A 22,741-nucleotide genomic window follows, 5' to 3' on the forward strand; every position below is an offset into this window, starting at 1 on the left:
GATGGTGACCATCGACGCCAATGATAGCTGCGCCAACCCCCGGAACAGAGCCTCAGGCCGGTTCTTCGCAGGCCTGCGGCGGGCTCCATTGCAGCCCCGAAGCCTGTAACAGCTCCCGGGTATAGGGGTGTTGCGGCGCGCTGAAGATCGCCTGCGACGGCCCTTGTTCCACCACCTTGCCGTCCTTGATCACGATCAGGTCGTGGGCCAGGGCGTGGACCACCGCCAGGTCGTGGCTGATAAACAGGTAGGTCAGGCCGTGGCGTACCTGCAACTCCCGCAGCAGTTGGACCACCTGCTTCTGTACGGTGCGGTCGAGGGCCGAGGTGGGTTCGTCCAGCAGAATCAGCGCCGGCTCCAGCACCAGGGCGCGGGCGATGGCGATGCGCTGGCGCTGGCCGCCGGAAAACTCGTGGGGGTAGCGGTGGCGGCTCTGCGGGTCGAGGCCCACTTCCTCGAGCACGCGGATCACTGCCGCCTCGCGTTCCTCGGCGGTGCCGATGCCATGGGTCAGCAGGCCTTCGGCGATGATCTGCTGCACCGACATGCGCGGGCTGAGACTACCGAAGGGGTCCTGGAACACCACCTGCAGCTGCCGGCGCAAGGGGCGCATCAGGCGCTGGTTGAGGATGCTCAGCTCCTTGTTGCCGAAGCGGATGCCACCCTCGGACTCCACCAGCCGCAGGATCGCCTGGCCGAGGGTGGACTTGCCCGAGCCGGACTCGCCGACGATGCCCAGGGTCTTGCCCCGGTGCAGGCTCAGGCTGACGCCGTCCACCGCCTTGATGTAGTCGCGCTGGCGGCTGAACAGGCCCTTGGGCAGGGGAAACCAGACCTTGAGTTCACTCACTTCCAGCAGGTTGTGCGAATAGGCGCTGGGCACCGGGGCGCCGCTGGGCTCGGCTTCGATCAGCAAGCGACTGTAGGGATGCCGCGGAGCGCGAAACAGTGCTTCGCACTCGGCCTGCTCGACGATCTCGCCCTGGCGCATCACGCACACTCGCTGGGCGATGCGCCGCACCAGGTTGAGGTCGTGGCTGATCAGCAGCAGCGACATGCCCAGGCGTCGTTGCAACGCGATCAGCAGTTCGAGGATCTTGCGCTGCACCGTCACATCCAGCGCCGTGGTCGGCTCGTCGGCGATCAACAGCTCCGGCTCATTGGCCAGGGCCATGGCGATCATTACCCGCTGGCGCTGGCCGCCGGACAGCTGGTGCGGGTAGGCCTTGAGGCGTTTGTGCGGCTCGCGGATGCCCACCAGTTCCAACAGTTCCAGGGTCCGCGCCCGGGCCGCGCGACCGCGCAGGCCCTTGTGCACGTCCAGCACTTCGCCGATCTGTTTCTCCACGGTGTGCAGCGGGTTCAGCGAGGTCATGGGTTCCTGGAAGATCATCGCGATGCGGTTGCCGCGCAGGGTGCGCAACTGGGCGTCGCTGGCCTGCACCAGGTCCAGGCCGGCGTAGCGGATGCTGCCCTGGGTCTGCACCTTCTGCGCCGGCAGCAGGCGCAGGATCGAGTGGGCCGTCACCGACTTGCCCGAGCCGGACTCGCCCACCAGGGCCAGGCATTCGCCACGGCGGATATCCAGGTCCAGGCCATGGACCACTTCGGTGCCGGCGAAGGCCACCTTGAGGTTGCGGATTTCAATCAGGTTGTCGTGCATGTCAGCTCCGGGGATCGAAGGCGTCGCGGCAGGCCTCGCCGATAAACACCAGCAACGAGAGAATCAGCGCCAGGGCGAAAAACGCCGTCAGGCCCAGCCAGGGGGCTTGCAGATTGCGCTTGGCCTGGCCGATCAGTTCGCCCAGGGAGGCGGTGCCGGCGGGCATGCCGAAGCCGAGAAAATCCAGGGCGGTGAGGGTGGCGATGGCGCCAGTGAGAATGAACGGCAGGTAGGTCAGGGTGGAGGTCATGGCATTGGGCAGGATGTGCCGGCGCATCAGCTCGCCGTCGCTCAGGCCCAGGGCCCGGGCGGCCTTGACGTACTCCAGGTTGCGCCCGCGCAGGAACTCGGCGCGCACCACGTCCACCAGGGCCAGCCAGGAGAACAGCGCCATGATCCCCAGCAGCCACCAGAAGCTCGGCGAGACGAACCCCGAGAGAATGATCAGCAGGTACAGCACCGGCAGCCCCGACCAGATTTCCAGCAGGCGCTGCCCGAACAGGTCGACCCAGCCGCCGTAATAACCCTGCAGGGCGCCGGCGGTGATGCCGATCAGCGCACTGATGACGGTCAGCGCCAGGGCGAACAGGATCGACACCCGCGTGCCGAAGATCACCCGCGCCAGCACGTCCCGGGCCTGGTCGTCGGTGCCCAGCCAGTTCTGCGCCGAGGGCGGGCTGGGGGCCGGCAGGCTGAGGTCGTAGTTGACCGTGTCGTAGCTGAAGGGGATCGGCGGGAACAGCATCCAGCCGCCCTGGCCCTCGATCAGTTCGTGCACGTAGCTGCTGGAATAGTCGGGCTGGAACGGCAGTTCGCCACCGAACTCGGTTTCGTCGTAGTCGCTGAGGATCGGGAAATACCAGGCGCCGTGATAGCGGATGACCAAGGGCTTGTCGTTGGCGATCAGCTCGCCGCCCAGGCAGACCAGGCACAGGCCGATAAACAGCCACAGCGACCAGCGACCCCGGCGGTTGGCCTTGAAGTGTTCGATGCGACGACGGCCCAGGGGAGAGAGTGTGAACATCAGGCAGTCCTCGCCGAGAAGTCGATGCGCGGATCGACCAGGCTGTAGCACAGGTCGCCGATCAGCTTGATCAGCAGGCCGAACAGGGTGAACAGGAACAGCGCGCCGAACACCACCGGGTAGTCCCGCGACACCGCGGCCTCGTAGCTCATGCGCCCGAGGCCGTCGAGGTTGAAGAGGGTCTCGATCAGCAGCGAGCCGGCGAAGAACACCTCGATCAGCGCTGTGGGAATGCCGGCGATCACCAGCAGCATGGCGTTGCGAAACACATGGCCGTAGAGCACCCGACGCTCGCTCAGGCCCTTGGCCCGGGCGGTGACCACGTACTGGCGGCTGATCTCGTTGAGGAAGCTGTTCTTGGTCAGCAGGGTCAGGGTGGCGAAGCCGCCGATCACCAGCGCCGACACCGGCAGCACCAGGTGCCACAGGTAGTCGCCGACCTTGGCCAGGGGCCCGAGGCTGGCGAAGTTGTCCGAGACCAGGCCCTGCACCGGGAACCAGTCCAGGTAGCTGCCGCCGGCGAACACCACGATCAGCAGGATGGCGAACAGGAACGCCGGCATGGCGTAGCCGAGGACGATGGCGCTGCTGGTCCAGGCATCGAAGGCGCTGCCATTGCGGATCGCCTTGCGCACTCCCAGGGGAATCGACACCAGGTAGGTGATCAGGGTCGCCCACAGGCCGAGGGACAGCGAGGTCGGCAGTTTCTGCAGGATCAGGTCGGTGACCTTGGCCCCGCGGAAGAAGCTGTTGCCGAAGTCCAGTTGCGCGTAGTTCTTCAGCATCAGCCACAGGCGCTGGTGCATTGGCTTGTCGAAGCCGTAGTGGTGCTTGATCTCCTCGATCAGCGCCGGGTCCAGGCCACGGCTGCTGCGTCCGCTGCCACCCACGGCGGCGACCTCGGCGCCACCGCCCATGGCATGCCCGCCGAAGCCTTGCAGGCGGGCGATGGCCTGTTCCACCGGGCCGCCGGGCGCGGCCTGGACGATCAGGAAGTTGACCACCAGGATGCACAGCAGGGTGGGGATGATCAGCAGCAGGCGACGACTCAGGTAACGGCCCATGTCAGTGCGCCTCCAGGGTGCCGCGCAGGGTGCTCATCTGGCGGCTGGTCAGGGCCTTGGGGCTGACCTCCCACCAGGTGTTCAGGCCCTCGTCGTAGATCGGCGCGATGGCCGGCCGACCGAAGCGGTTCTGGAACACCGTGGGCGTGCCCTTGGAGTAGTAATTGGGAATCATGTATTGGCCCCATTGCAGCACCCGGTCCAGGGCCCGGGCGTAATGCACCATCTCGTCGCGGCTATTGGCCTGGACCAGGCCATCGATCAGGCGGTCCACTGCCGGGTTGGCCAGCACCATGGAGTTGGAGCTACCGACCTGGGTCGCGCTTTGCGAACCGTACAGGCTGTACAGCTCGCGACCCGGGGAGACGATGGGGTCGCCGCTGCGGGGGAAGCTGGTGACGATCATGTCGTAGTCCCGGGCGTTGAGCAGGTTGATGTACTGCGCCGAATCGATGCGCCGCAGGTTGAGGGTGATGCCGATCTGCGCCAGGGTGCGTTTGTACGGCAGCAGCATGCGGTCGAAGCCGCCCTGGCCATCGAGAAAGGTGAACTCCAGCGGCTCGCCGGCGGCGTTCACCAGTCGGTTGTTCCGGGGTGTCCAGCCGGCCTCGGCCAGCAGGCGCAGGGCCTGCAGCTGCTTGTCACGGATGCGGCCGCTGCCGTCGGTCTGCGGGGGCCGGTAGACCTGGGTGAAGACTTCGTCGGGGATCTGTCCGCGCAGGGGTTCGAGGATCTCCCGTTCGCGGGCGTCCGGCAGGGCGGTGGCGGCCATCTCGCTTTTCGGCCAGTAGCTCTGCTGGCGCACGTAGAAGCCGCGCATCATCTGCTTGTTGGTCCACTCGAAATCCCACAGCAGGGTCAGCGCCTGGCGCACCCGGCGGTCGTGGAAGACCGGCTGCTGCAGGTTGAACACAAAGCCCTGGGCGGCGGTGGGCTTGTCGGGTGCGAGGATCGCCTGTTGCAGGCGGCCGTCGCGCAGGGCCGGGCTGTCGTAGCCGACCACGTAACCGGACGAGGAAAACTCGCGGTTGTAGTCGAAGGCGCCGGCCTGCAGCAACTGGCGCGCGACGTCGGTGTCGCCGTAGAAATTCACCGTCAGGCGGTCGAAGTTGTACAGGCCGCGGCTGACCGGCAGGTCCCTGGCCCACCAGTTCGGGTCGCGCTCGAAGCTGATGCTGCGCCCGGCGTCGACCTTGCCGACCTTGTATGGCCCGCTGCCCAGGGGCGGCTCGAAACCGCCGCCGTTGGCGAAATCGCGGGTCCTCCACCAGTGTTCGGGCAGCACGCGCAGGGTCGCCAGGTCCAGGGCCAGGGTGCGGTTGAGGTTGTTCTTGAAGTCGAAGCGCACCTGCCCGGGGCCTTCGATCACCACGTCCCGCACGTCGCCGTACAGCTGGCGATAGCTCAGGCTGCCCTTGCTCAGCAGCAGGTCGAAGGTGTAGCGCACGTCTTGCGCGGTGATCGGCGTGCCATCGGCGAAGCGTGCCCTGGGGTCGAGGTAGAAGCGCACCCACAGGCCGTCGGGGTCGCGCTCCATGCGTTCGGCCACCAGCCCGTAGACGGTGTAGGGCTCGTCCAGGGAACGAAAGGCCAGGGGCGAATACACCCAGTCGTTGACCTGGGCCACCGCGATGCCCTGGTCGGCATAGGGGGTGATGTAGTTGAACTGGCCGATCTCCATCGAGGCGCGGCTCAGGGAGCCGCCCTTGGGCGCATCGGGGTTGACGTAGTCGAAGTGCTGGAAGCCCGGCGGGTACTTCGGCGGTTCGCCATAGACCGTCATGGCATAGCTGCCATGGGCGGCGGCCAGGGCCCCGCCGGCGGCGCCAAGCAGCGCGGCAGCCAGCGCCAGCCCAGCCAGGGTGCGGGTCAGTGCAGACATGATCGAAAGGTTCCTCGTGATGCCGGAAAGCCAGGGTCGGCAGGGCGAAAAGACCCACGGCGGCGGGCCGCCATGGGGCGCGAATTCGCAATGCGGCCGGGGCCGGCCGGAGTCTTGCGCGGCCCCGGCGGTGACTCAGAAGTGGTACGTCATGCGCGCGAACAGGGTGCGGCCCAGCGGGTCGGTGTAACGGGGGTCGTAGCCGCTCTGGAAGTTGTAGGCCTGGTTGGAGAACGGTGGGTCGCGGTCGAAGACGTTCTTCACCCCGGCGTCGACGTCCAGCACTTTGTCGAAGGTGTAGCCGGCAGCCAGGTCCCACACCGAGTACGAGGCCACGCGGGCGTTGGTGCTGCGGTCGTAGTCGTTGTAGCCGGTGGTGAAGCGGTTGCTCAGCGAGGCCCGCGCGGCGCCCAGGGTCCAGGTGCCGGTGAGATTGTGTTTCCAGCGGGCGATCACGCCATCGCCCTCGAAGTCGCCGACCTTGTCGGTGAACGGCCCCTTGATGGTGCTCTGGAAGTCGTAGCTCTTGACGTAGGTGCCTTGCAGCCCGAGGCCGAACTGGCCGTAGGGGTATTGGGGAAACGGTAGTCCAGGGATACGTCGACACCGTTGGTTTCGACTATGCCCAGGTTGGCGTTGCCGGTGACGATGTAGTTCAACGAACCGTCGGCGTTGCGCACGAAGCGGTCGGCGTAGGCGCCGGACTGGTCGAATACCGTGGATTCGGGGAACGGTTGGATCTGGTTGGAGATGTGAATCCACCAGAAGTCCAGGCCCACCGACAGGTCACGGATCGGCTGATAGACGAAGCCCAGGGTCACGTTGCGGGCCTTTTCCGGGGCCAGGTCGGTGTTGCCGCCGATCTGGTTGAGGAACTGCTGGCCGCAGTCACGCCCGCCGTTGCCGCCGGGCTGCACCACGCCGCCGGTACAGAGCACCGGGTCGTTGTAGTAGCCCTGGGTGTAGGTGATGCTGCGCGGCGCATACAGCTCGTACAGCGACGGTGCGCGGAAGCCTTCACTGTAGGCGCCGCGCACCACCAGCTCCTTGATCGGCTGGTAGCGGAACGAGTATTTCGGGTTGGTGGTGCTGCCGAAGTCGCTGTATTTGTCGTGGCGGATGGCGACGGACAGTTCCAGGCTGTCGAGCACCGGTACGTTCAGTTCGGCGTAGGCCGCCCTGACACTGCGATTGCCCTCGACACTGCCGGACGGGTCGATGCCCAGGCTCTGGATGTCACCGGCGAACTCTTCGTAGTCCTGGTGGAATTTCTCCTTGCGGTACTCGCCGCCCAGGGCCAGGCCGGAGGGCCCGGCACCGAACCAGTCGCCGATCTCGCGGCTGACGCGCCCATCGAAACCGACCACCCGACCGACAGCCGTGGAGTAGGCGCCGTGGTAGGCCGCCTGCTCGATGTAGTCCTGGCCGGCCTGGGTCTGCGGGCCGAACGGGTTGAGCAGGCCGCTGGCCAGGCCGGCGATCATCGCGCGGTCGCTGACGTAGCCGTTGGTGACGCTGGAGACCACCTTGTTCTGGTTGTAGGAGGCGCCGAGGTTGTAGTCCCAGCCGGCCACCAGGCCGTCGAAACTCAGGACGAAGCGCTGGCTGGTGTTCTGGTCTTTGGATTCCCGCGCACCGGCGGCGGTTTCGCGCCAGTTCACGCCGATCGGCTGGCTCGGGTCGAGGGTGAAGCCGGTCGGTGCCGGAGTGATGCCGTTGCCCGGGTAGTAGGGCGAGGAAGAGTCCAGGCTCAGACCGGTGAGGGGCGCCGGGCCGACCGCCGTAGCGTTGTTGTTGCGCGACCAGAAGTACTCCAGGTTGACGTTGTGGTCGTCGGCCAGCTTGGCGGTGCTCTTGCCGAAGAACGAGGTCTTTTCGGTCTCCGGCACCAGGTCGATGTACTCGCGGGTACTGAAGCGGCACAGGCCCTGGCGGGCAATCAGGTTCGGCCCGTTGCAGTTGCTGCCGGCCAGCGGGTTGGTGGCGTTGTCGCCCTGGGAGTAGTTGCCCGGAAAGGCCGTGCCCGAGGTCTGGTCGAGGCCACGGCCGGGACGGTAGTCGGTGGCGAAGGAGCGGTCGTTGGCGTCCAGGTTCTGCTGCTTGTTGTAGTTGAACACCCCAAGCACGTTGAAGCGGTCTTCTTCCAGGTCGCCGAAGCCCCAGCTGGCACTCATGTCCTTGCTCGCACCGCCGCCGCTGTGGGTCGGGGTTTCGCCGCCCAGGGTCAGTTGGCCGTCGGTCAGGGATTTCTTGGTGATGAAGTTGATCACGCCGCCGATGGCGTCGGTGCCGTAGAGGGCCGAGGCGCCGTCGCGCAGCACTTCGACCCGGTCGATGGCGGCGAAGGGGATCATGTTCAGGTCCACCGCGCCGCCGGCCGAGTTGGTGCCCGACAACGCGTTGTTGGCCAGGCGCCGGCCGTTGAGCAGCACCAGGGTCTTGTTGGCGCCGATGCCGCGCATGTCGGCGAAAGAGGCGCCGCCGGTGGCGGCTCCCACCGAGCCGGCGCTGTTATTGATCGACTGGCTGCCGGTGATGCGCTGCACCAGTTCGGCGGTGGTGCTCACCCCCTGTTTGCGCAACTCTTCGGCGCGCAGGATGGTGATTGGCACCGCGGTTTCGGCATCGACCCGGCGGATCGCCGAACCTGTCACTTCAACCCGTTGCAGTTGGGTGGTGGGCGCCACGGCCGCGGCACTGGCGGCCGGGACGGCGGCGCTGCTGTCAGCGTCCTCTTCCGCGGCTTGCGTGGTGCCGGCGCCCAGGCCCATGGCCATCAGGTACAGCGGGACAAAACGGTGCCGTTGCAGCGTGGTCACCAGTGGCTTGAGCGTGAAACGTGGAATGTTCATCAGCATGATTACTTCCGACTCTTTCAGACGTTTATCGAAATGGCCTTGTGGGCCCTCATTGCTCCGGCTGGGTTGTACCGGCCCCGGAAAACCACTTTCTTCAAGCAAGCCGATCCCCTCCGCAGGCGCGTGGCGCCTTGCGGTCGGCCGATTGCGACGGGATTTTTCGAGGCAGTGCCTGGCGCGTCCCTCAGGGGGCGCCAGGCACTGCCTTCATCGGGTGGTCATCACGGATATCCTGGTGATTCCCGAACGTTCGATGGAGGCCATGGCCTTGGCCACTTGGCCGTAGTTGACGGCGGCGTCGGCCTGCAATTGCACGCGCACCTCGCTGTCCTTGGCCTTGACCTCCTTGAGGCTGCTTTCCAGCAGCTCGGGGGCCACTTCGGACTTGGCCAGGTAGAACTTGCCGTCCTGGTCGACGCTGACCACCACCGGGTCTTTTTTCTCGGCAGGGGCCACGGCGTCGGTTTTCGGCAGGTTGACCTTGATCGCGTTGGTCATCAGCGGGGCGGTGACGATGAACACCACCAACAGCACCAGCATCACGTCCACCAGTGGCGTGACGTTCATTTCACTGAGCACTTCGTCGCTGTCTTGAGTAGAGAAGGACATCAGCTGGCCTCCCGTACGGCGTGGGCAGTCTTGCTGGCGATGGCCTGGCGGCTGATGGCGAAGGCGCTGCGCTGGGCCAGGGCGTCGAAGTCATGGGCGAAGTCGTCCATGCTGGCCGAGGCCAGCTTCAGGCGGCGCAGGAAGAAGTTGTAGATCAGCACCGCCGGCACGGCGACGGCAATGCCCACGCCAGTGGCGATCAACGCATGGCCGATCGGCCCGGCCACGGTTTCCAGGCTGGCCGAACCGCTGGCGCCGATGCTCTGCAGGGCCTCCATGATTCCCCAGACCGTACCGAACAGGCCGATGAAGGGCGCGGTGCTGCCGATACTGGCGAGCACCGCCTGGCCGCTTTCCAGGGCCCGGCGTTCCTTCTGGATCTGCTGGCGCAGGTTGCGCTCCAGGCGGTCGGCGCGGTTGATGGTGTGGGCCAGCTGCTGGGTGGTGCGCGGCGACTCTTCCACCAGCAGGGCCTCGAAGCCGCTGCTGGCGATGCGCGCCAGGGAGCCGGGGTACTGGCTGGCGTGCTCGGCGGCGGTGAGCAGGTCCGGGGCGCTCCAGAAGGCCTTGCTGAACTGCCGGTTCTGGGTCTTCTGCCGCAGGTACTGCGCCGACTTGACCAGCAGCAATGCCCAGCTGACCACGGAAAACAGCACCAGGGCCCAGAGCACACCGGGGACAATCAGGGATGTCAGGGAATCGTTCATGGCTACACCTCGCATGCGTAAACAGGTTGTGAGTTCAGGTCAGGCCGCGGTCATTGCGGCAATTTGAAATCGATGGTCTGGGTGGCGAAGCCTTCGATCGGCGTGTCGCCGCGCTTGGCCGGGATGAATTTCCAATTCTTCACCGCGGCCACGGCGGCCTCGTCCAGTTGCGGCTTGCCGCTGGAACGGGTGACTTCCACGCTGCCGGCGCGGCCGTTGGGCAGCACCTTGATGCGCAGCACCACGGTGCCTTCCCAGTTGCGGCGCAGAGCCAGGGACGGGTATTCCGGCGGCGGGTTGCCGAGGCTGGCCAGGCCGGAAACCGCCGCCGATTCCTTGACCGGCCCGGGGGCCGCGGCAGGCGCCGCAGCGGCGGCCGGCTGGCTGGGCGCTGCGGGCGCGGCCGGTGGCGCGGGGGCGGGTGGCGCCGGCGTTTTCGGCGGCTCGGGCTTTTTCACCGGCTTGGGTTTTTCGACCAGCTTGGGCTTTTCGATGGGCTTGGGTTTCTCCACCGGCTTGGGCGGCGGCTTGAGCGCGTCTTCGTCTTCCACCGGTTGCTCGGGTTCGGGCGGCGGTGGCGGCGGCGGAGGTTCCGGGGTGGGCGGCGCGGGCGGGGTCGGGCTGCTCAGCTCGACGGTCATTTCCGGGATTTCCGGGGGCGTTTCCAGCGGCGCGGCGCGGGTCTGCTGGAAGAACCACCAGGCGCCACCATGGAGCAGGGCCGAGACCGTCACCAGCAACAGCACCTGGCGCTTGCTCAGGCCTCCGGGTTTCGATGCATTACCCTTATAAGGACGGCCCCGCGCAACCTGGACGACGGCTTCATCGCCCAAGGGCCTCGGCAGGGTTCTGTTCTTTACCGCATCGTTCATTAAAGCTCCCTCGGTCGGATGAAGGGCAATAAGGCACCGTTCGAACATTGGCTGGAATGTTCGAAAGTCGGGTTTAACTTTTTCAAGGGTGAGCAAAAGCCGATAGTTGAACTATCCGGTTGAACGGCCCTGTGCAAACGAGTGGCTTATCGCCTTCGGCTTAGATTGTTCATTACCACTCCCTGGAAGATTGTTGTGGGATGAGCCGGTGTTTGTAATGCACCTGTCTCGTACTCGTTACATATAGCAACCGCTATGCCAGATTGTGTCGGTCTTTATGCAATTGGCGACGGCTCGTAGTGCATGTCGCATTTATATAAAATTGCGAGAAAAACTGGCGCAACAATATATATTCAGCGCCTCGAAAAGTTGACCGTAAATGCTTTTTACGGGCGAGCCTGCCTGCCCTGGGTTATCCGCTTTTCAGCCGGAAACAGGGGCGATCAATGCCGTGGCCAACGCACTAAAAAGTGTCTGGCGAATTGATTTGGTGCAAATAAATAGTGACTAGCCGGTCATTGCCTGGAGGTCCTTGATCTTGTTGTTTTCAGGGCTCTGCGTAGGGCTTCTGTAGTCTTTTACGGCCCGCTCGGGGAGCATTCTTGAGTATCCATGGCGCGCTCGCCTGCCCGCCATTGAGCAGGGCGATGACGGGCCTCTTATTAGCTTGTTGGGGGTACGGATAATTAACCGGTGCGTACATTGAATGTATGTAAACGGTGGTCCGTTCATTACCCAGTGGTCGATGCATTGATATTGAATTGCCTTATTGTCGGACAACGCTCTGATCATCCACTTTTAACGCGCTTTGGCACGTTTGTTTATTGTCGAATACGCAACGATAGAAATACGGCTTTCGCTCGGTGAAGTGTCACCGAGTGCAAAATGAAGTTGGCTGCTTAGTGGTTCAAAAACAGTCGACGATCGGTCTTGTCGAGGGTTCTTCCGTCGACGCTACTTGGACAGTGGCGAGACCGGGCTGGGGGCGAATGTTTGTGTCGGGATACTTTGGGCGGTACCTGGGAAGACTGGCTTGGATATCGGTACCGGGAGAGGGTCGGTCTTATAACAGCCGCTACCGCCAGCCTGAAAGTTGCCCCATCGACTGGAGCAGGGGTCATCGTCAGAGGCTGGCACAGGCAGCGCCGCGTAGCGTGCGCAAGGTCGATCGTCGATGACGCACAGGGCGCGAGGGCCGGTCCGGGCAGGGCTGCCGGACGAGGCGGAACCAGGGGCGAAACGGTGGAGCCAATAGCGGAAAACGCCGGTGAACATGACTGCACATCGCACATGAGACTTCCTTATCGCCAGTCTCAGCTCAACGAGCTTTTGGCTCGCCGTCTGCACTTTATGGGGACGCGGATAGCGTCCGATGATTGCTATTGGTGCGGGTAGGCACCGTCGATGCGGCTCTTGCGGTGGCTCGATTCGCAAGCTGCAGGTGCATGGGAAAAACGTGCCAGTTCCAGGTACGTTCGTGCAGTTTTCTTCGCCTATGCCCGCCAGGCCTTGTTTGGCGGGGCCTGGCGGTGGGCAGCCGATGTTGGCGGGGCAGGGGGCGGCCCGGCTCGCGATAAAAATCCTCGGGACGACAAGCTCGCCCATCGTGCCCATAAAAAAGCCCGGCGCATCAGGCCGGGCTTCTTGGGCTTTGCAGAGTGCTGCGACTCAACGACGGCGCACGAACCGGCGCCACAGCCAGACCCAGATCATCACCAGCGGGAAGGCCAGGATCAGGAACGGCAGCACGTAGCTGCCTTTCTCCAGGGCTTCGGCGGTGCCGTAGGCGAGGTTGTCCAGCAGGTTGTCGAACGCGCGTTGCAGTTTCGAGCCGCGCTGGCTGCTGTCGGTGGGCACGAAGTTCAGGGTCAGGCGGTTGGTGTCGAGCCGGCGCTGGTGCCCGGCGGCGACCTGGGCCAGGGCCTGCAGGTCGTTCTCGATGCTTGCCTGTTCCTTGCTCAGGGCGATCAGGTCGCTGACGGTGATGTCCTTGCGCGCCGCCAACTGGTCGAGGCGTTGCTGCTGGGCCTTGAGCCGTTCCTGCTGGCGCTGTACGTCGGCCACGGCGTCGGCCAGGTCTTCGGCGCTGGTGATGCGTTCGCCGATTTCGGCGCCCTGGGCGGCCAGCGCGACTATCGGTTCGACGCCGTCGGGCACGATGCGCAGGATCACCTGGGCGCGGTACTGGCCTTGTTGCAGGCGCAGGATATTGCAGGCGCCGAACGTGGCGTTTTCGCAGGCTTCGCGGGTGGCGGCCAGGCGCGGCGCGATCTGCGCCGAGGGCAGCGACAGGCTCAGTTCATGTTCATAGGCCAGTTGCGCGCCGGCCTTGCCCTGGGCGCCGCCGACCGCCACCGAGGACGAACGATCGCTGGGGGAACAGGCGGCCAGCAGGGTGCTGAGCAGCACTACGGCGAGGCTGCGCAGCGGGGTGGGGGTGTCGTCCTGAGGGTGCATGGTCGCTCCTTGAAATAAATGATCGTGCCCGGGGCTGGCGGGACGGCTGCGTATCTTATCGTCGATTGTGCGGGGAGGGGCGGATGTCGTGTCGCCGCGACTTATCGCCAGGAATTTGCCGGATGGATACGGCTGGGCGCGGGCACCGCTTCGGGGTACACCTCGGGGACCGATGACCCGTGCCTCGGTCATCGCCATCGGCAACGGAGATCCGTCATGAGCTCGCTCGAGTTACCCGAAGGTTATGCCCCCTTGTCCCGCAGCAGCCCGCTGCTGGAGCTGATCGGCCCGGTGTATTGCCGTGGCAGCGGCCTGCAACTGGAGATCGGCCTGCGCGCCGACCACCGTCACGCCAACGGGCGTGGCACCGTGCACGGCGGCATCCTCGCCACCCTGGCCGATATCGGCATGGGCTACGCCATGGCCTTCGCCAGCGACCCACTGCTGCCGCTGATCACCGCCAGCATGCACCTGGACTACCTCGGCGCGGTGCAGGTCGGCGAGTGGATCGACGTGCGCCTGGAACATTCCAAGCGCGGCCGGCAGATGGCCTTTGCCACCGTCACCCTGCAGGTCGGCGAGCGGGTGGTGGCCAGGGCCAACGCGGTGTTCGCGGTGCCGGGTGGCTGAGGGCAGGGCAGGTGTGTGGGGCGCTTTTGCGAGCGCTTCGCGCTCGATCGCAGGCTTCGCCAGCGGCTACCGGGGAAGCGATCTGTGCCGTTGGCGGGAGGGGCAGTGGGCTTGTGTAGCCGCTGCCGCAGGCTGCGATCGAGCGCGCAGCGCTCGCGGGCAACCCCTCTTAGTCCGCTGGTGCAACTATCTGCTTCCACTCCAGGCCGAAGCGCGCCAGGTACTTGCGCAGGCGGTCGGCGTCATTGGGCTGGGCCTTGGTCTGGCGGGACACGCCAAACAGTTTGCGCCCGGCATCGGACAGGCTGTCGGCCTGGCGACAGACTTCGATCACCGCCTGCAGTTGCAGGCGGTCGAACAGGTCGAGTTCGGCCGTGTCGCCCAGCAGGGTGGCCAGCGGATCCTGCTCCTGGCTCAAGCCCCAGGCATACCGTAGCCGCTCGATTTCTTCCTCGGCCTGGGCTTCGTCGATGCGCCCGCTGTCGGCCAGGGTGGCCATGCGGGTAATGGACGCCGACAGCTCGCGGAAGTTGCCCAGCCACGCCGCCTCGCTGGAACTGGCAAACGCCAGGTAGCGCCGCCGCGCCTCAAGGTTGAAGCGCACCAGGCGCCCTTGCTCGCGGGCGTGGCGTTCCAGTTCGAAATCGATGTTCGGCTCGATGTCCTCGCGCCGCCCGGCCAGCCCCGGCAGGTTGAAGGTCCAGAGGTTGATCCGCGCATACAGGTCCTCGCGGAACAGGCCCTGGGCGACTCGGCCGCGCAGGTCGCGGTGGGTGCCGGCGATGATCAGGAAGTCGCTGTCCACTTCCTTGTCCGAGCCCATGGGGAAGAAGCGTTTTTCCTCGATGGCCTTGAGCAGCATCGCCTGTTCGTCGAGCCCCAACTCGCCAATCTCGTCGAGAAACAGCATGCCGCCGTCCGCTGCCCGCAGCAGGCCGTCGCGGGCGTTCTGGGCGCCGGTGAAGGCGCCCTTGAGATGCCCGAACAACGCCGACATGGCGCCGTCGCCGCGCAGGGTGGCGCAGTTGACCTCGACAAAACGCCCCTGGACCTGATGCCGGCCGCGCTTGAGTTCATAGATGCGCCGGGCCAGGAACGACTTGCCGGCGCCGGTGGGGCCGATCAGCAGCATCGGTGCCCTGGAGCGCAGGGCCACCCGCTCGATCTGTTCGATGGAACGGTTGAACGCGGCGTTGCGGGTGGCGATCCCGGACTTGAGGAAGGCCAGGCCTTCCAGGCGCTTGCCGGCGAAGCGCGAGGCGATGCGGTCGTAGCGCGACAGGTCGAGGTCGATCAGGGCATGGGTGCCGGTGGCGTGCTCCTGCGGGTCGCGGCGCCGCGCCGGGGAGGTCTGGATCAGCCGCGCCGGCAGGTAGCGCGCCTCGGTCAGCAGGAACCAGCAGATCTGCGCCACGTGGGTCCCGGTGGTGATGTGCACCAGGTAGTCCTCACGCTCGGTGTCGAAGGGGTAGGCGCTGGTGAAGTCGTGCAGGGCGCCGTACACCTCTTCGAAATCCCAGGGGTTCTTCAGGCCCATGGGGTGCAGGCGCACCTCGGTCTGCGGCGACACCTGGCGAATGTCGCTGGCCACCCGCTCGGCCAGGCTGACGTCCCGGGCATCGACGCCGTGGATCAGCTCCAGGCGGTGGATCAGCACGTCCTGCTGCTGGCACAGGCCGACACTGGGGCGCCAATGGTTCCAGCGGTTGGCGCCCTTGCCGACGCGATCGAGGGTGGAACCGACAAAACCTATGGCGACCGTGGGCTTGCTCGACATGTTTATACCTGAAGATAAAAAGCGATAAACAAAGATATAAAATTATCGACAGCTTTGTCTCGAAGACTCGCAAAGGAAAAAGTATTTAAAAATAAAATCGTTATAAATCAATCAGTTAAAAAATAATTCGCAGGAAAAAATAAAACTGGCACAGCGGCTGCAATCTCTCTGGCAACGAACAAGACAACAGAGCGAGACGCCAAGATGGCCAACTTCCAGCTGTTCAACACCCAACAGGCCAAAGCGCCAGCGAGCAACACCCTGAACGCCGCCCAGGCCCCGGCCTATGCCTACAACGCCAAGCACCGCCTGGCCCAACTGGCGGTGACCGGTTGCTTGAACTCGACTTTCTACACCTCGCCCGAAGGCCAGCTGGAAGCGGTGCTGCAACTGGTGAACGAAGTCGACAGCCGTTTCGTCGCCCAGGCCGCGCGCTACGCTCGGCAACAGGGTCATATGAAAGACATGCCGGCCTTGCTGCTGGCGGCGCTGACCGCGCAACGCTCGGCCCTGGTGCCGGAGCTGTTCGCCCAGGTGGTGGACAACGGCAAGATGCTGCGCAACTTCGTGCAGATCCTGCGCAGCGGAGCGACCGGGCGTAAATCCCTGGGGTCGCAGCCCAAGCGCCTGGTGCAGAACTGGTTGAACAGCGCCACCGAACGCCAGCTGTTGCAGGCTGCGGTGGGCAACCAGCCGTCGCTGGCGGACGTGGTCAAGATGGTGCATCCCAAGCCTGGCGAGGCCTGGCGCGCAGCCTTCTTCGCCTGGTTGATCGGCAAGCCGGTGGAGGTGCAGGCGCTGCCTGAGCTGACCCGCGCCTTGCTGGCCTTTCGCAGCGGTGCGACCACGGCGGTGCCGCAGGTGCCGTTCCAGTTGCTCGGCAACGAAACCCTGAGCCGCGAGCAATGGGCCGAACAGGCGCACAATATGGGCTGGCAGGGGCTGCGCATGAACCTCCACACCCTGGCTCGCCATGGCGCGTTCCAGGTGCCGGGTTGCACCGAGTATGTGGCGGCGCGGCTGGCGGATGCCGCCGAGGTGGCCAAGGCCCGGGTCTACCCGTACCAGTTGCTGGCGGCCTACCGCATGGCCGGGGACGAGGTGCCGCAGCCGGTGCGCGAGGCGTTGCAGGATGCCCTGGAGCTGTCGCTGGCCAACGTGCCGGCGCTGCAAGGCGCGGTGGTGGTGTGCCCGGATGTCTCGGGGTCAATGCACAGCCCGGTCACCGGTTATCGCCAGGGCGCCACCACGGCGGTGCGTTGCATCGATGTGGCGGCCCTGGTGGCGGCCGCGGTGTTGCGCAAGCAGCCGGCGGCGCGGGTCATGCCGTTCGAGGTCGGGGTGGTGGATATCCGCCTCAACCCGCGGGACAGCGTGATGAGCAATGCGCAGAAACTGGCGGCCATCGGCGGTGGCGGGACCAACTGCTCGGCGCCCCTGGCACAACTGGCCAACGCCAAGTGCAAGGTGGACACCCTGATCCTGGTCTCGGACAACGAGTCGTGGATCGATGCGCGGCGCCATGGGGCGACCGAGACCCTGCGCCAGTGGGAGCGGATCAAGGCCATCAACCCGCAGGCGCGGCTGGTGTGCATCGATATGCAACCCGGGGCCACCACCCAGGCGCCGGACCGCGAGGACATCCTCAACGTCGGTGGCTTCAGTGACGCGGTGTTCGATGTGATCCAGCAGTTCACCGCAGGCAACTACGGTGCGCAGCACTGGGTCGAGGCGATCGAGGCGATGGCGCCCTGATCGGCAAGGCATGAGATAAACCGTGCGCCGCTCACCCGGCGCACGCCGAAGAATTTTTGTTCATAGGCCCCGAATGCCGCTGTGACTACATCCAAAGACGTCCCAGCACATGTTGTCAGGGCCTGTGAAGGCACGAATGCCAGTGGCTGTACATCATGGTTATGCCGGTTCGATTCCGGCGATCAGTCACTTCTTTTGTCGTGCCACCTTTTTTGCGGTTTCAGCGACGAATGCTGATGGAACTACATCCCAGATTCGTGATGCGGGTTCGAGTCCCGCCGGTGCCTGAAAAGGCGCCGTAGTTCAAAGGGTCAGAACACGAGTGCACGGTTTCATCGACCCTTGTCGTCGCAGTTTTTTCTCCCGCCCGAGCGGGATGGCAGCGAATGCCACAGGTACTACATCGTGTCGCGGGTTCGAACCCCGCCAGCCGCAAGGCTGTAGCTCAGTCGGTAGAGCAAATGTGCCTGTTCTCTTGTCGCTGCCCGCAGGCCCTGCCTGTACCGATTGACCCGGCGAATGCCGGTGGAACTACAGGACAGCGTGGTCGCGGGTTCGATTCCCGCCAACCGCAAGGGGCTAGCTCAGTGGCAGAGCGCGCTGCATGTTCCGCCTTCACTGGTCGCCGTTTTATGCCGGACCACCGGCCACCGAACAAGGCTGGATTTTCAGCCACAGAAAAAAGAGTCAGGAACATGGAACACAAGACCTACCAACTGCTGGAAGTCGCCAACGGCAAGCCGATCAAGATGTGGACCGAGGGCGTGCCCGTGGAAAACGAAGCCCGCCAGCAATTGATGAACACCGCGAAGATGCCGTTCATCTTCAAGCACCTGGCGGTGATGCCGGATGTGCACCTGGGCAAGGGCTCGACCATCGGCAGCGTGATCCCCACCCTGGGCGCGATCATCCCGGCGGCGGTCGGGGTGGATATCGGCTGCGGCATGATCGCCGCCCGCACCTCGCTGACCGCAGCCGACCTGCCGGATAACCTGCACGGTTTGCGCAGCGCCATCGAACAGGCGGTGCCCCATGGCCGCACCTCGCCGCGCAGCGGCCGCGACAAGGGCGCCTGGGGCGACGTGCCGCGCCAGGCCGACCAGGCCTGGGCGGCCTTGCAGCCGCGCTTCAAGGCGATCACCGACAAGTACCCGGCGCTGGCCAACAGCAACAACCGCCAGCACCTGGGCACCCTCGGCGGCGGCAACCACTTCATCGAGGTCTGCCTGGATGAGGCCAACCGGGTCTGGTTCATGCTTCACAGCGGTTCCCGTGGCGTAGGTAACGCCATCGGCAACCTGTTCATCCACCTGGCCCAGGCGGACATGCGCCAGCATATCGCCAACCTGCCGGACCGCGACCTGGCCTACTTCGAGGAAGGCAGCCGGCACTTCGACGATTACGTCGAGGCCGTGGCCTGGGCCCAGGACTTCGCCCGGCACAACCGTGAACTGATGATGCAACTGGTGATCCAGGCCACCCGCAAGGTGATCAACAAGCCTTTCGAGGTGGCGCTGGAGGCCGTGAACTGCCACCACAACTACGTGCAGAAGGAGCGCCACTTCGGTGAAGAGGTGCTGGTGACCCGCAAGGGCGCGGTGTCGGCGCAGAAGGGCGAGCTGGGGATCATCCCGGGATCGATGGGCGCCAAGAGCTTCATCGTTCGCGGGCTGGGCAACGAGGAGGCGTTCTGCTCCTGCAGCCACGGTGCCGGGCGCACCATGAGCCGCACCAAGGCCAAGAACACCTTCACCCTGGCCGACCAGATCCGCGCCACCGCCCATGTGGAATGCCGCAAGGACACCGCGGTGATCGATGAAATCCCGATGGCCTACAAGGACATCGACCAAGTCATGCACGCCCAGCGCGAGCTGGTGGAAGTGCTGCACACCCTGCGTCAGGTGGTGTGCGTCAAGGGGTAGAACAATGCACGACATGGACGCAGTAATAGAGGCCCCGCCCAGCTGGCATGACCAGCTGAGCGACTACGAAGCCCGCCGCGTGCGGGAAGTGATGGACACTCTGGACAGGCACAGCGCCTGGCTGGAACTGAGCCGCTTCGGCAACGGATTCGTGCGGCAGGCCGCGGTGCGTGGATTGTCCGCGCAGCCATCGGCCGAGGCCTTGGCGGCGCTGCTGGAACGTCTCAACGATTGGGTGCCCCAGGTTCGCCAGGAGGCGGCCGCGGCAGTCGAGGCGTATTGGGCGCCGGAGCACGCCGGGCTGCTGTTGCAGACCCTGGCACCGTTGCTGGCCCTTGCCAGCAAGCAGCGGGCCGACCACGGCGCGACTCTGGAGCGGGCCACCGCGGTGTTGCAACTGGCCCAGGTGCGCGACGAAGTGCAAGGGGCCTTTGGCGATTGCCGGGGCAAGGCCGCGCGCTTTGTCTTCGAGCTGTTGCTCAAGGGCGTCGAGGACCGGCCGGCGCTGCTGGCCATGGCGTTGCGCCACCCCGAGGTCAGCGTGCGGCAGATGGCAGTGGATGCCTGCGCTGAACTGCCCGACGAGCAGGCGGTGCCTTTGCTGGAAGCAGTGATGCGCAGCTGTGGTGCCAGTGTGCGGGTCAAGGCCTTGCGGCTGCTGTTGTCACGCTTGGCCGATTGTCGCGGGTACCTGGCGCAGGCCCTGCTCGACCCTTCGGGGGCCTTGCGTTGCCTGGCCCATTGGGCCGCGCCACGCCATGGGCTGGACCCACGGCAAGTGCTGCTGGACCGGTTGCAGCAGCCGGCTCCGGGCAACAAGCGCGAGTGGCTGGGCCTGCTGGGGCTGCTCAAGGAACTGCGGGAGCCACAGGCCGACGCCATGCTGCAACAGGCCCTGGCCTCGAAGGCGCTGACGGTGCGCCTGCTGGCCCTGCAGACCCTCGGCGAACGTGGCGTGGCCCAGCAGTTGGCGGCCCTGGACGATCCGTCGGACAAGGTCTTCGACTGCGCCCTCGACCTGCTGCGCGAGCAGCCCTGGGCGGCGTTCGAAGAGGCCCTGGAACAGCAGCTGGACCAGCATTGGCATGCGCTGCCGAAGGCGCGTCGCTGGGCCTTGCTGGGGCTCAAGCCGGGCTGGCGCCAGTTGCAATACCTGCTGTGTCGCCTGGATCGGGCGGGCAGCGAAGCCGCTTATTGGCGCGAGGCCCTGGCCCGTTGGTGCGATGCCCGCTACGCGATGTTCGACCCGGTGACCCCCAAGCCACTGCGAGAAGCATTGGCGCAGCGGTTGCAGGCGATGGAGGAGGCCGGTGAACTGCCTCGCGGATCGCTCAAGCGCCTGTTGTGAATATCGATGTACAAGGCGATCAGGCCAGCGCTGAGGTGCTGGCAATCGTCGATTGAACAGGACAAGGAATCATGGAATTCAATGAACGCTACCCGCTGAGCAGCGCCATGCGCGAGCGGGTACTGGATGAGCTGGCGCGGATCGAGCGCGAGCGTAACGTGCAGGTGTTGTATGCCTGCGAATCGGGCAGCCGGGCCTGGGGCTTTGCCTCCACCGACAGCGATTACGATGTGCGGTTCGTCTATGTGGAGAAGCCCGAGTGGTTCATCCAGGTGGACGCCGGGCGGGACGTGATCGAGCGGCCGCTGGACGACGAGCTGGACATCAGCGGCTGGGAGTTGCGCAAGACCCTCGGGTTGCTGCGCAAGTCCAACCCGACCCTGCTGGAGTGGCTGGATTCGCCCCTGGTGTATCGCCGCGAGCCGGCGGCAACCGCGCGCCTGCGAGAGTTGGCGGAGGCCTTCTACAGTCCGCCGGCGGCACGCAATCACTACCTGTCGATGGCCAGGAAGAACTTCCGCGGCTACCTGCAAGGCGACAGCGTGCGGTTCAAGAAGTACTTCTACGTGCTTCGGCCGTTGCTCGCGGTGCGCTGGATCGATCAGGGGCGCGGCCGCCCGCCGATGACCTTCGCCGAGCTGCTGGGCACCGTCGACCATCGGCCACTGCTGGACGAAGTGGATGAGTTGCTGGCCTTGAAACGCAGCGCCGACGAGGCCGCTTACGGGCCGCGGCGCCCGGCGCTGCACGCCTTTATCGCCGCCGAACTGGAACGCCCGGTGCCCAAGCTGGCGCGCACCCATCAAGACAACGCTGTGCTGGACGCCTACTTGCGAGACAGTGTCCGGCGCTACGCCTGAGGAATGTGATGAAACAGGATGTCATCGAACTGGACGGCGCCATTGGCGGCGGCCAGGTCCTGCGCAGTGCCCTGAGCCTGTCGATGCTCACCGGCAAGACCCTGCGCATCCACAACATACGGGCCCGGCGCAGTCGCCCGGGGTTGCTGCGCCAGCACCTGACCGCGGTGCTGGCGGCCGCGCAGGTCTGCGCGGCCAGGGTCTCGGGCGCCGAGCTGGGTTCCCGGGCGCTGACCTTCGAGCCGGGACCGATTCGCGGCGGCGACTACCGTTTCGCCATCGGCACCGCCGGCAGCTGCACCCTGGTGTTGCAGACCCTGCTGCCGGCGCTGTTGCAAGCCCCGGAGCCCAGCCGCGTGAGCATCAGCGGCGGCACCCACAACCCGCTGGCACCGCCGGTGGATTTCCTCCAGCAGGCCTGGCTGCCGCAACTGCGGCGCATGGGCGGGCAGGTGGAGGTGCAGCTGCTGCGCCATGGCTTCGTTCCCGCCGGCGGTGGCGAACTGCAAGCCTTTATCCAGCCCTCGACCCTGCAACCCCTGCACCTGGAACAGCGTGGCGAACTGCTCGGGCGTCGGGCCTGGGCCTTGAGCGCCGGCCTGCCGGAGCATGTGGCGGAGCGCGAATTGCGCCGCGTCGGCACTCGTCTGGAGCTGCCTCGGGAGCACCTGAGCCCGGTGCGCCTGGATGAGCAATGCGGCCCGGGCAACGTGTTGTTGCTGGAGTTTGTCTTCGAGCACCTGACCGAGCTGTTCAGCGGTTTTGGCCAGAGCAGCCTGCGGGCCGAAAGCGTGGCCGATCGTGCCATCGACCAGGCCCGCGAGTGGCTGGATTCCGGCGCCGCGGTGGCCGAGCACCTGGCGGACCAACTGCTGCTGCCCATGGCCCTGGCCGGCGGCGGGAGCTTCACCACCCCGCGCATGAGCGAGCACCTGCAGAGCAATATCCGGGTGATCGAGGCGTTTTTGCCGGTGCGTATCGACTGTGCGACGGGCGTTCACGGGGTGCTGCGCATCGAGGTTCTAGCCCAGCGTCATTGAGCTTGTCCATCACCAGATCCGGTTCTCCGCTTGCGGCAAGTTCTTGCAGGTCAAGGCCGGGATGCGGCTGGAGATCGAGCGCTTTGGGATGCTCAATCGCTTGATCCATTTCCTGGTGCGGCGCATGCGGGCTCCCGAGCCGCTGAGCCTTTACCTTTTGAGCTACCGTGGAAGCGTTCTGCGCGTGCCGGCCGAGGCTGTTCACCAGCATCCGACCTATCGCCTCGCGGACTTCCGGCACTGGAGTGAACAACCCGCGTAAGCCACCCGTCA

General features: G+C 65.5%; 16 protein-coding genes, 1 tRNA gene and 1 pseudogene. 8 read left to right on the forward strand and 10 right to left on the reverse strand.

What is annotated here, in order from left to right:
• Positions 1–52 precede the first annotated feature (52 nt).
• The 9 genes and pseudogenes from C4K27_RS11555 to C4K27_RS11595 all read right to left on the reverse strand — a co-directional run bounded on the left by C4K27_RS11555 (position 53) and on the right by C4K27_RS11595 (position 13,136).
• The gene (locus C4K27_RS11555) at positions 53–1,663 is read right to left on the reverse strand and encodes an ABC transporter ATP-binding protein (protein ID WP_053260521.1); all 1,611 of its coding nucleotides are present in this window, start codon (positions 1,661–1,663) and stop codon (positions 53–55) included.
• 1 nt (position 1,664) lies between these two features.
• Positions 1,665–2,687, reverse strand: a complete 1,023-nt coding sequence (locus C4K27_RS11560; protein ID WP_009043168.1) for an ABC transporter permease — start codon at positions 2,685–2,687, stop codon at positions 1,665–1,667.
• On the reverse strand, positions 2,687–3,751 hold the full coding sequence (locus C4K27_RS11565; RefSeq protein WP_053260522.1) for a microcin C ABC transporter permease YejB: 1,065 nt from the start codon (positions 3,749–3,751) through the stop codon (positions 2,687–2,689). The genes C4K27_RS11560 and C4K27_RS11565 overlap by 1 nt, the downstream gene beginning before the upstream one ends.
• Position 3,752: 1 nt before the next feature.
• A complete protein-coding gene (locus C4K27_RS11570; RefSeq protein ID WP_053260523.1) occupies positions 3,753–5,633 on the reverse strand; it encodes an extracellular solute-binding protein in 1,881 nt (626 codons plus the stop codon).
• A gap of 135 nt (positions 5,634–5,768) precedes the next feature.
• Positions 5,769–8,491: pseudogene (locus C4K27_RS11575) on the reverse strand (TonB-dependent receptor).
• Positions 8,492–8,698: 207 nt separating this feature from the next.
• Positions 8,699–9,100 (reverse strand): ExbD/TolR family protein, encoded by a 402-nt coding sequence (locus tag C4K27_RS11580; protein WP_009043172.1) that lies wholly within the window; start codon positions 9,098–9,100, stop codon positions 8,699–8,701.
• Positions 9,100–9,807 carry a MotA/TolQ/ExbB proton channel family protein gene (locus C4K27_RS11585; RefSeq protein WP_009048248.1) on the reverse strand — a complete coding sequence of 236 codons (708 nt, stop codon included), beginning with the start codon at positions 9,805–9,807 and terminating at the stop codon, positions 9,100–9,102. Before C4K27_RS11585 ends, C4K27_RS11580 begins: the two co-directional genes overlap by 1 nt.
• 50 nt (positions 9,808–9,857) lie before the next feature.
• Positions 9,858–10,679 (reverse strand): energy transducer TonB, encoded by an 822-nt coding sequence (locus C4K27_RS11590; RefSeq protein ID WP_053260525.1) that lies wholly within the window; start codon positions 10,677–10,679, stop codon positions 9,858–9,860.
• A 1,668-nt stretch (positions 10,680–12,347) separates the two neighbouring features.
• Positions 12,348–13,136 carry a DUF4349 domain-containing protein gene (locus C4K27_RS11595; protein ID WP_053260526.1) on the reverse strand — a complete coding sequence of 263 codons (789 nt, stop codon included), beginning with the start codon at positions 13,134–13,136 and terminating at the stop codon, positions 12,348–12,350.
• A 216-nt stretch (positions 13,137–13,352) separates the two neighbouring features.
• Between C4K27_RS11595 and C4K27_RS11600 the strand changes: the two genes are divergently transcribed.
• The gene (locus C4K27_RS11600) at positions 13,353–13,766 is read left to right on the forward strand and encodes a PaaI family thioesterase (RefSeq protein WP_053260527.1); all 414 of its coding nucleotides are present in this window, start codon (positions 13,353–13,355) and stop codon (positions 13,764–13,766) included.
• Between the two features lie 169 nt (positions 13,767–13,935).
• Here C4K27_RS11600 and rtcR read toward each other — a convergent pair whose 3' ends face one another.
• A complete protein-coding gene (rtcR, locus tag C4K27_RS11605; protein ID WP_053260528.1) occupies positions 13,936–15,543 on the reverse strand; it encodes an RNA repair transcriptional activator RtcR in 1,608 nt (535 codons plus the stop codon).
• A gap of 204 nt (positions 15,544–15,747) precedes the next feature.
• On the opposite strand from rtcR, the gene C4K27_RS11610 reads away from it, so the two are divergent.
• The 7 genes from C4K27_RS11610 (at position 15,748) to C4K27_RS11635 (ending at position 22,730) form a co-directional block, all read left to right on the forward strand.
• Positions 15,748–17,298 (forward strand): RNA-binding protein, encoded by a 1,551-nt coding sequence (locus tag C4K27_RS11610; RefSeq protein WP_053260529.1) that lies wholly within the window; start codon positions 15,748–15,750, stop codon positions 17,296–17,298.
• 434 nt (positions 17,299–17,732) lie between these two features.
• A tRNA-OTHER gene (locus C4K27_RS31215) sits at positions 17,733–17,869 on the forward strand.
• A gap of 124 nt (positions 17,870–17,993) precedes the next feature.
• A complete protein-coding gene (locus C4K27_RS11615) occupies positions 17,994–19,220 on the forward strand; it encodes an RtcB family protein (protein WP_053260530.1) in 1,227 nt (408 codons plus the stop codon).
• Between the two features lie 4 nt (positions 19,221–19,224).
• A complete protein-coding gene (locus C4K27_RS11620) occupies positions 19,225–20,568 on the forward strand; it encodes a hypothetical protein (RefSeq protein WP_053260531.1) in 1,344 nt (447 codons plus the stop codon).
• 71 nt (positions 20,569–20,639) lie between these two features.
• On the forward strand, positions 20,640–21,428 hold the full coding sequence (locus C4K27_RS11625; RefSeq protein ID WP_053260532.1) for a nucleotidyltransferase domain-containing protein: 789 nt from the start codon (positions 20,640–20,642) through the stop codon (positions 21,426–21,428).
• Positions 21,429–21,436: 8 nt separating this feature from the next.
• Positions 21,437–22,468 carry an RNA 3'-terminal phosphate cyclase gene (rtcA, locus tag C4K27_RS11630; protein WP_053260533.1) on the forward strand — a complete coding sequence of 344 codons (1,032 nt, stop codon included), beginning with the start codon at positions 21,437–21,439 and terminating at the stop codon, positions 22,466–22,468.
• Between the two features lie 43 nt (positions 22,469–22,511).
• Positions 22,512–22,730 carry a hypothetical protein gene (locus C4K27_RS11635; RefSeq protein WP_053260534.1) on the forward strand — a complete coding sequence of 73 codons (219 nt, stop codon included), beginning with the start codon at positions 22,512–22,514 and terminating at the stop codon, positions 22,728–22,730.
• The last annotated feature ends 11 nt before the right edge of the window (positions 22,731–22,741 follow it).

The organism is Pseudomonas chlororaphis subsp. chlororaphis, from assembly GCF_003945765.1.
Classification (GTDB): Bacteria; Pseudomonadota; Gammaproteobacteria; order Pseudomonadales; family Pseudomonadaceae; genus Aquipseudomonas; species Aquipseudomonas chlororaphis.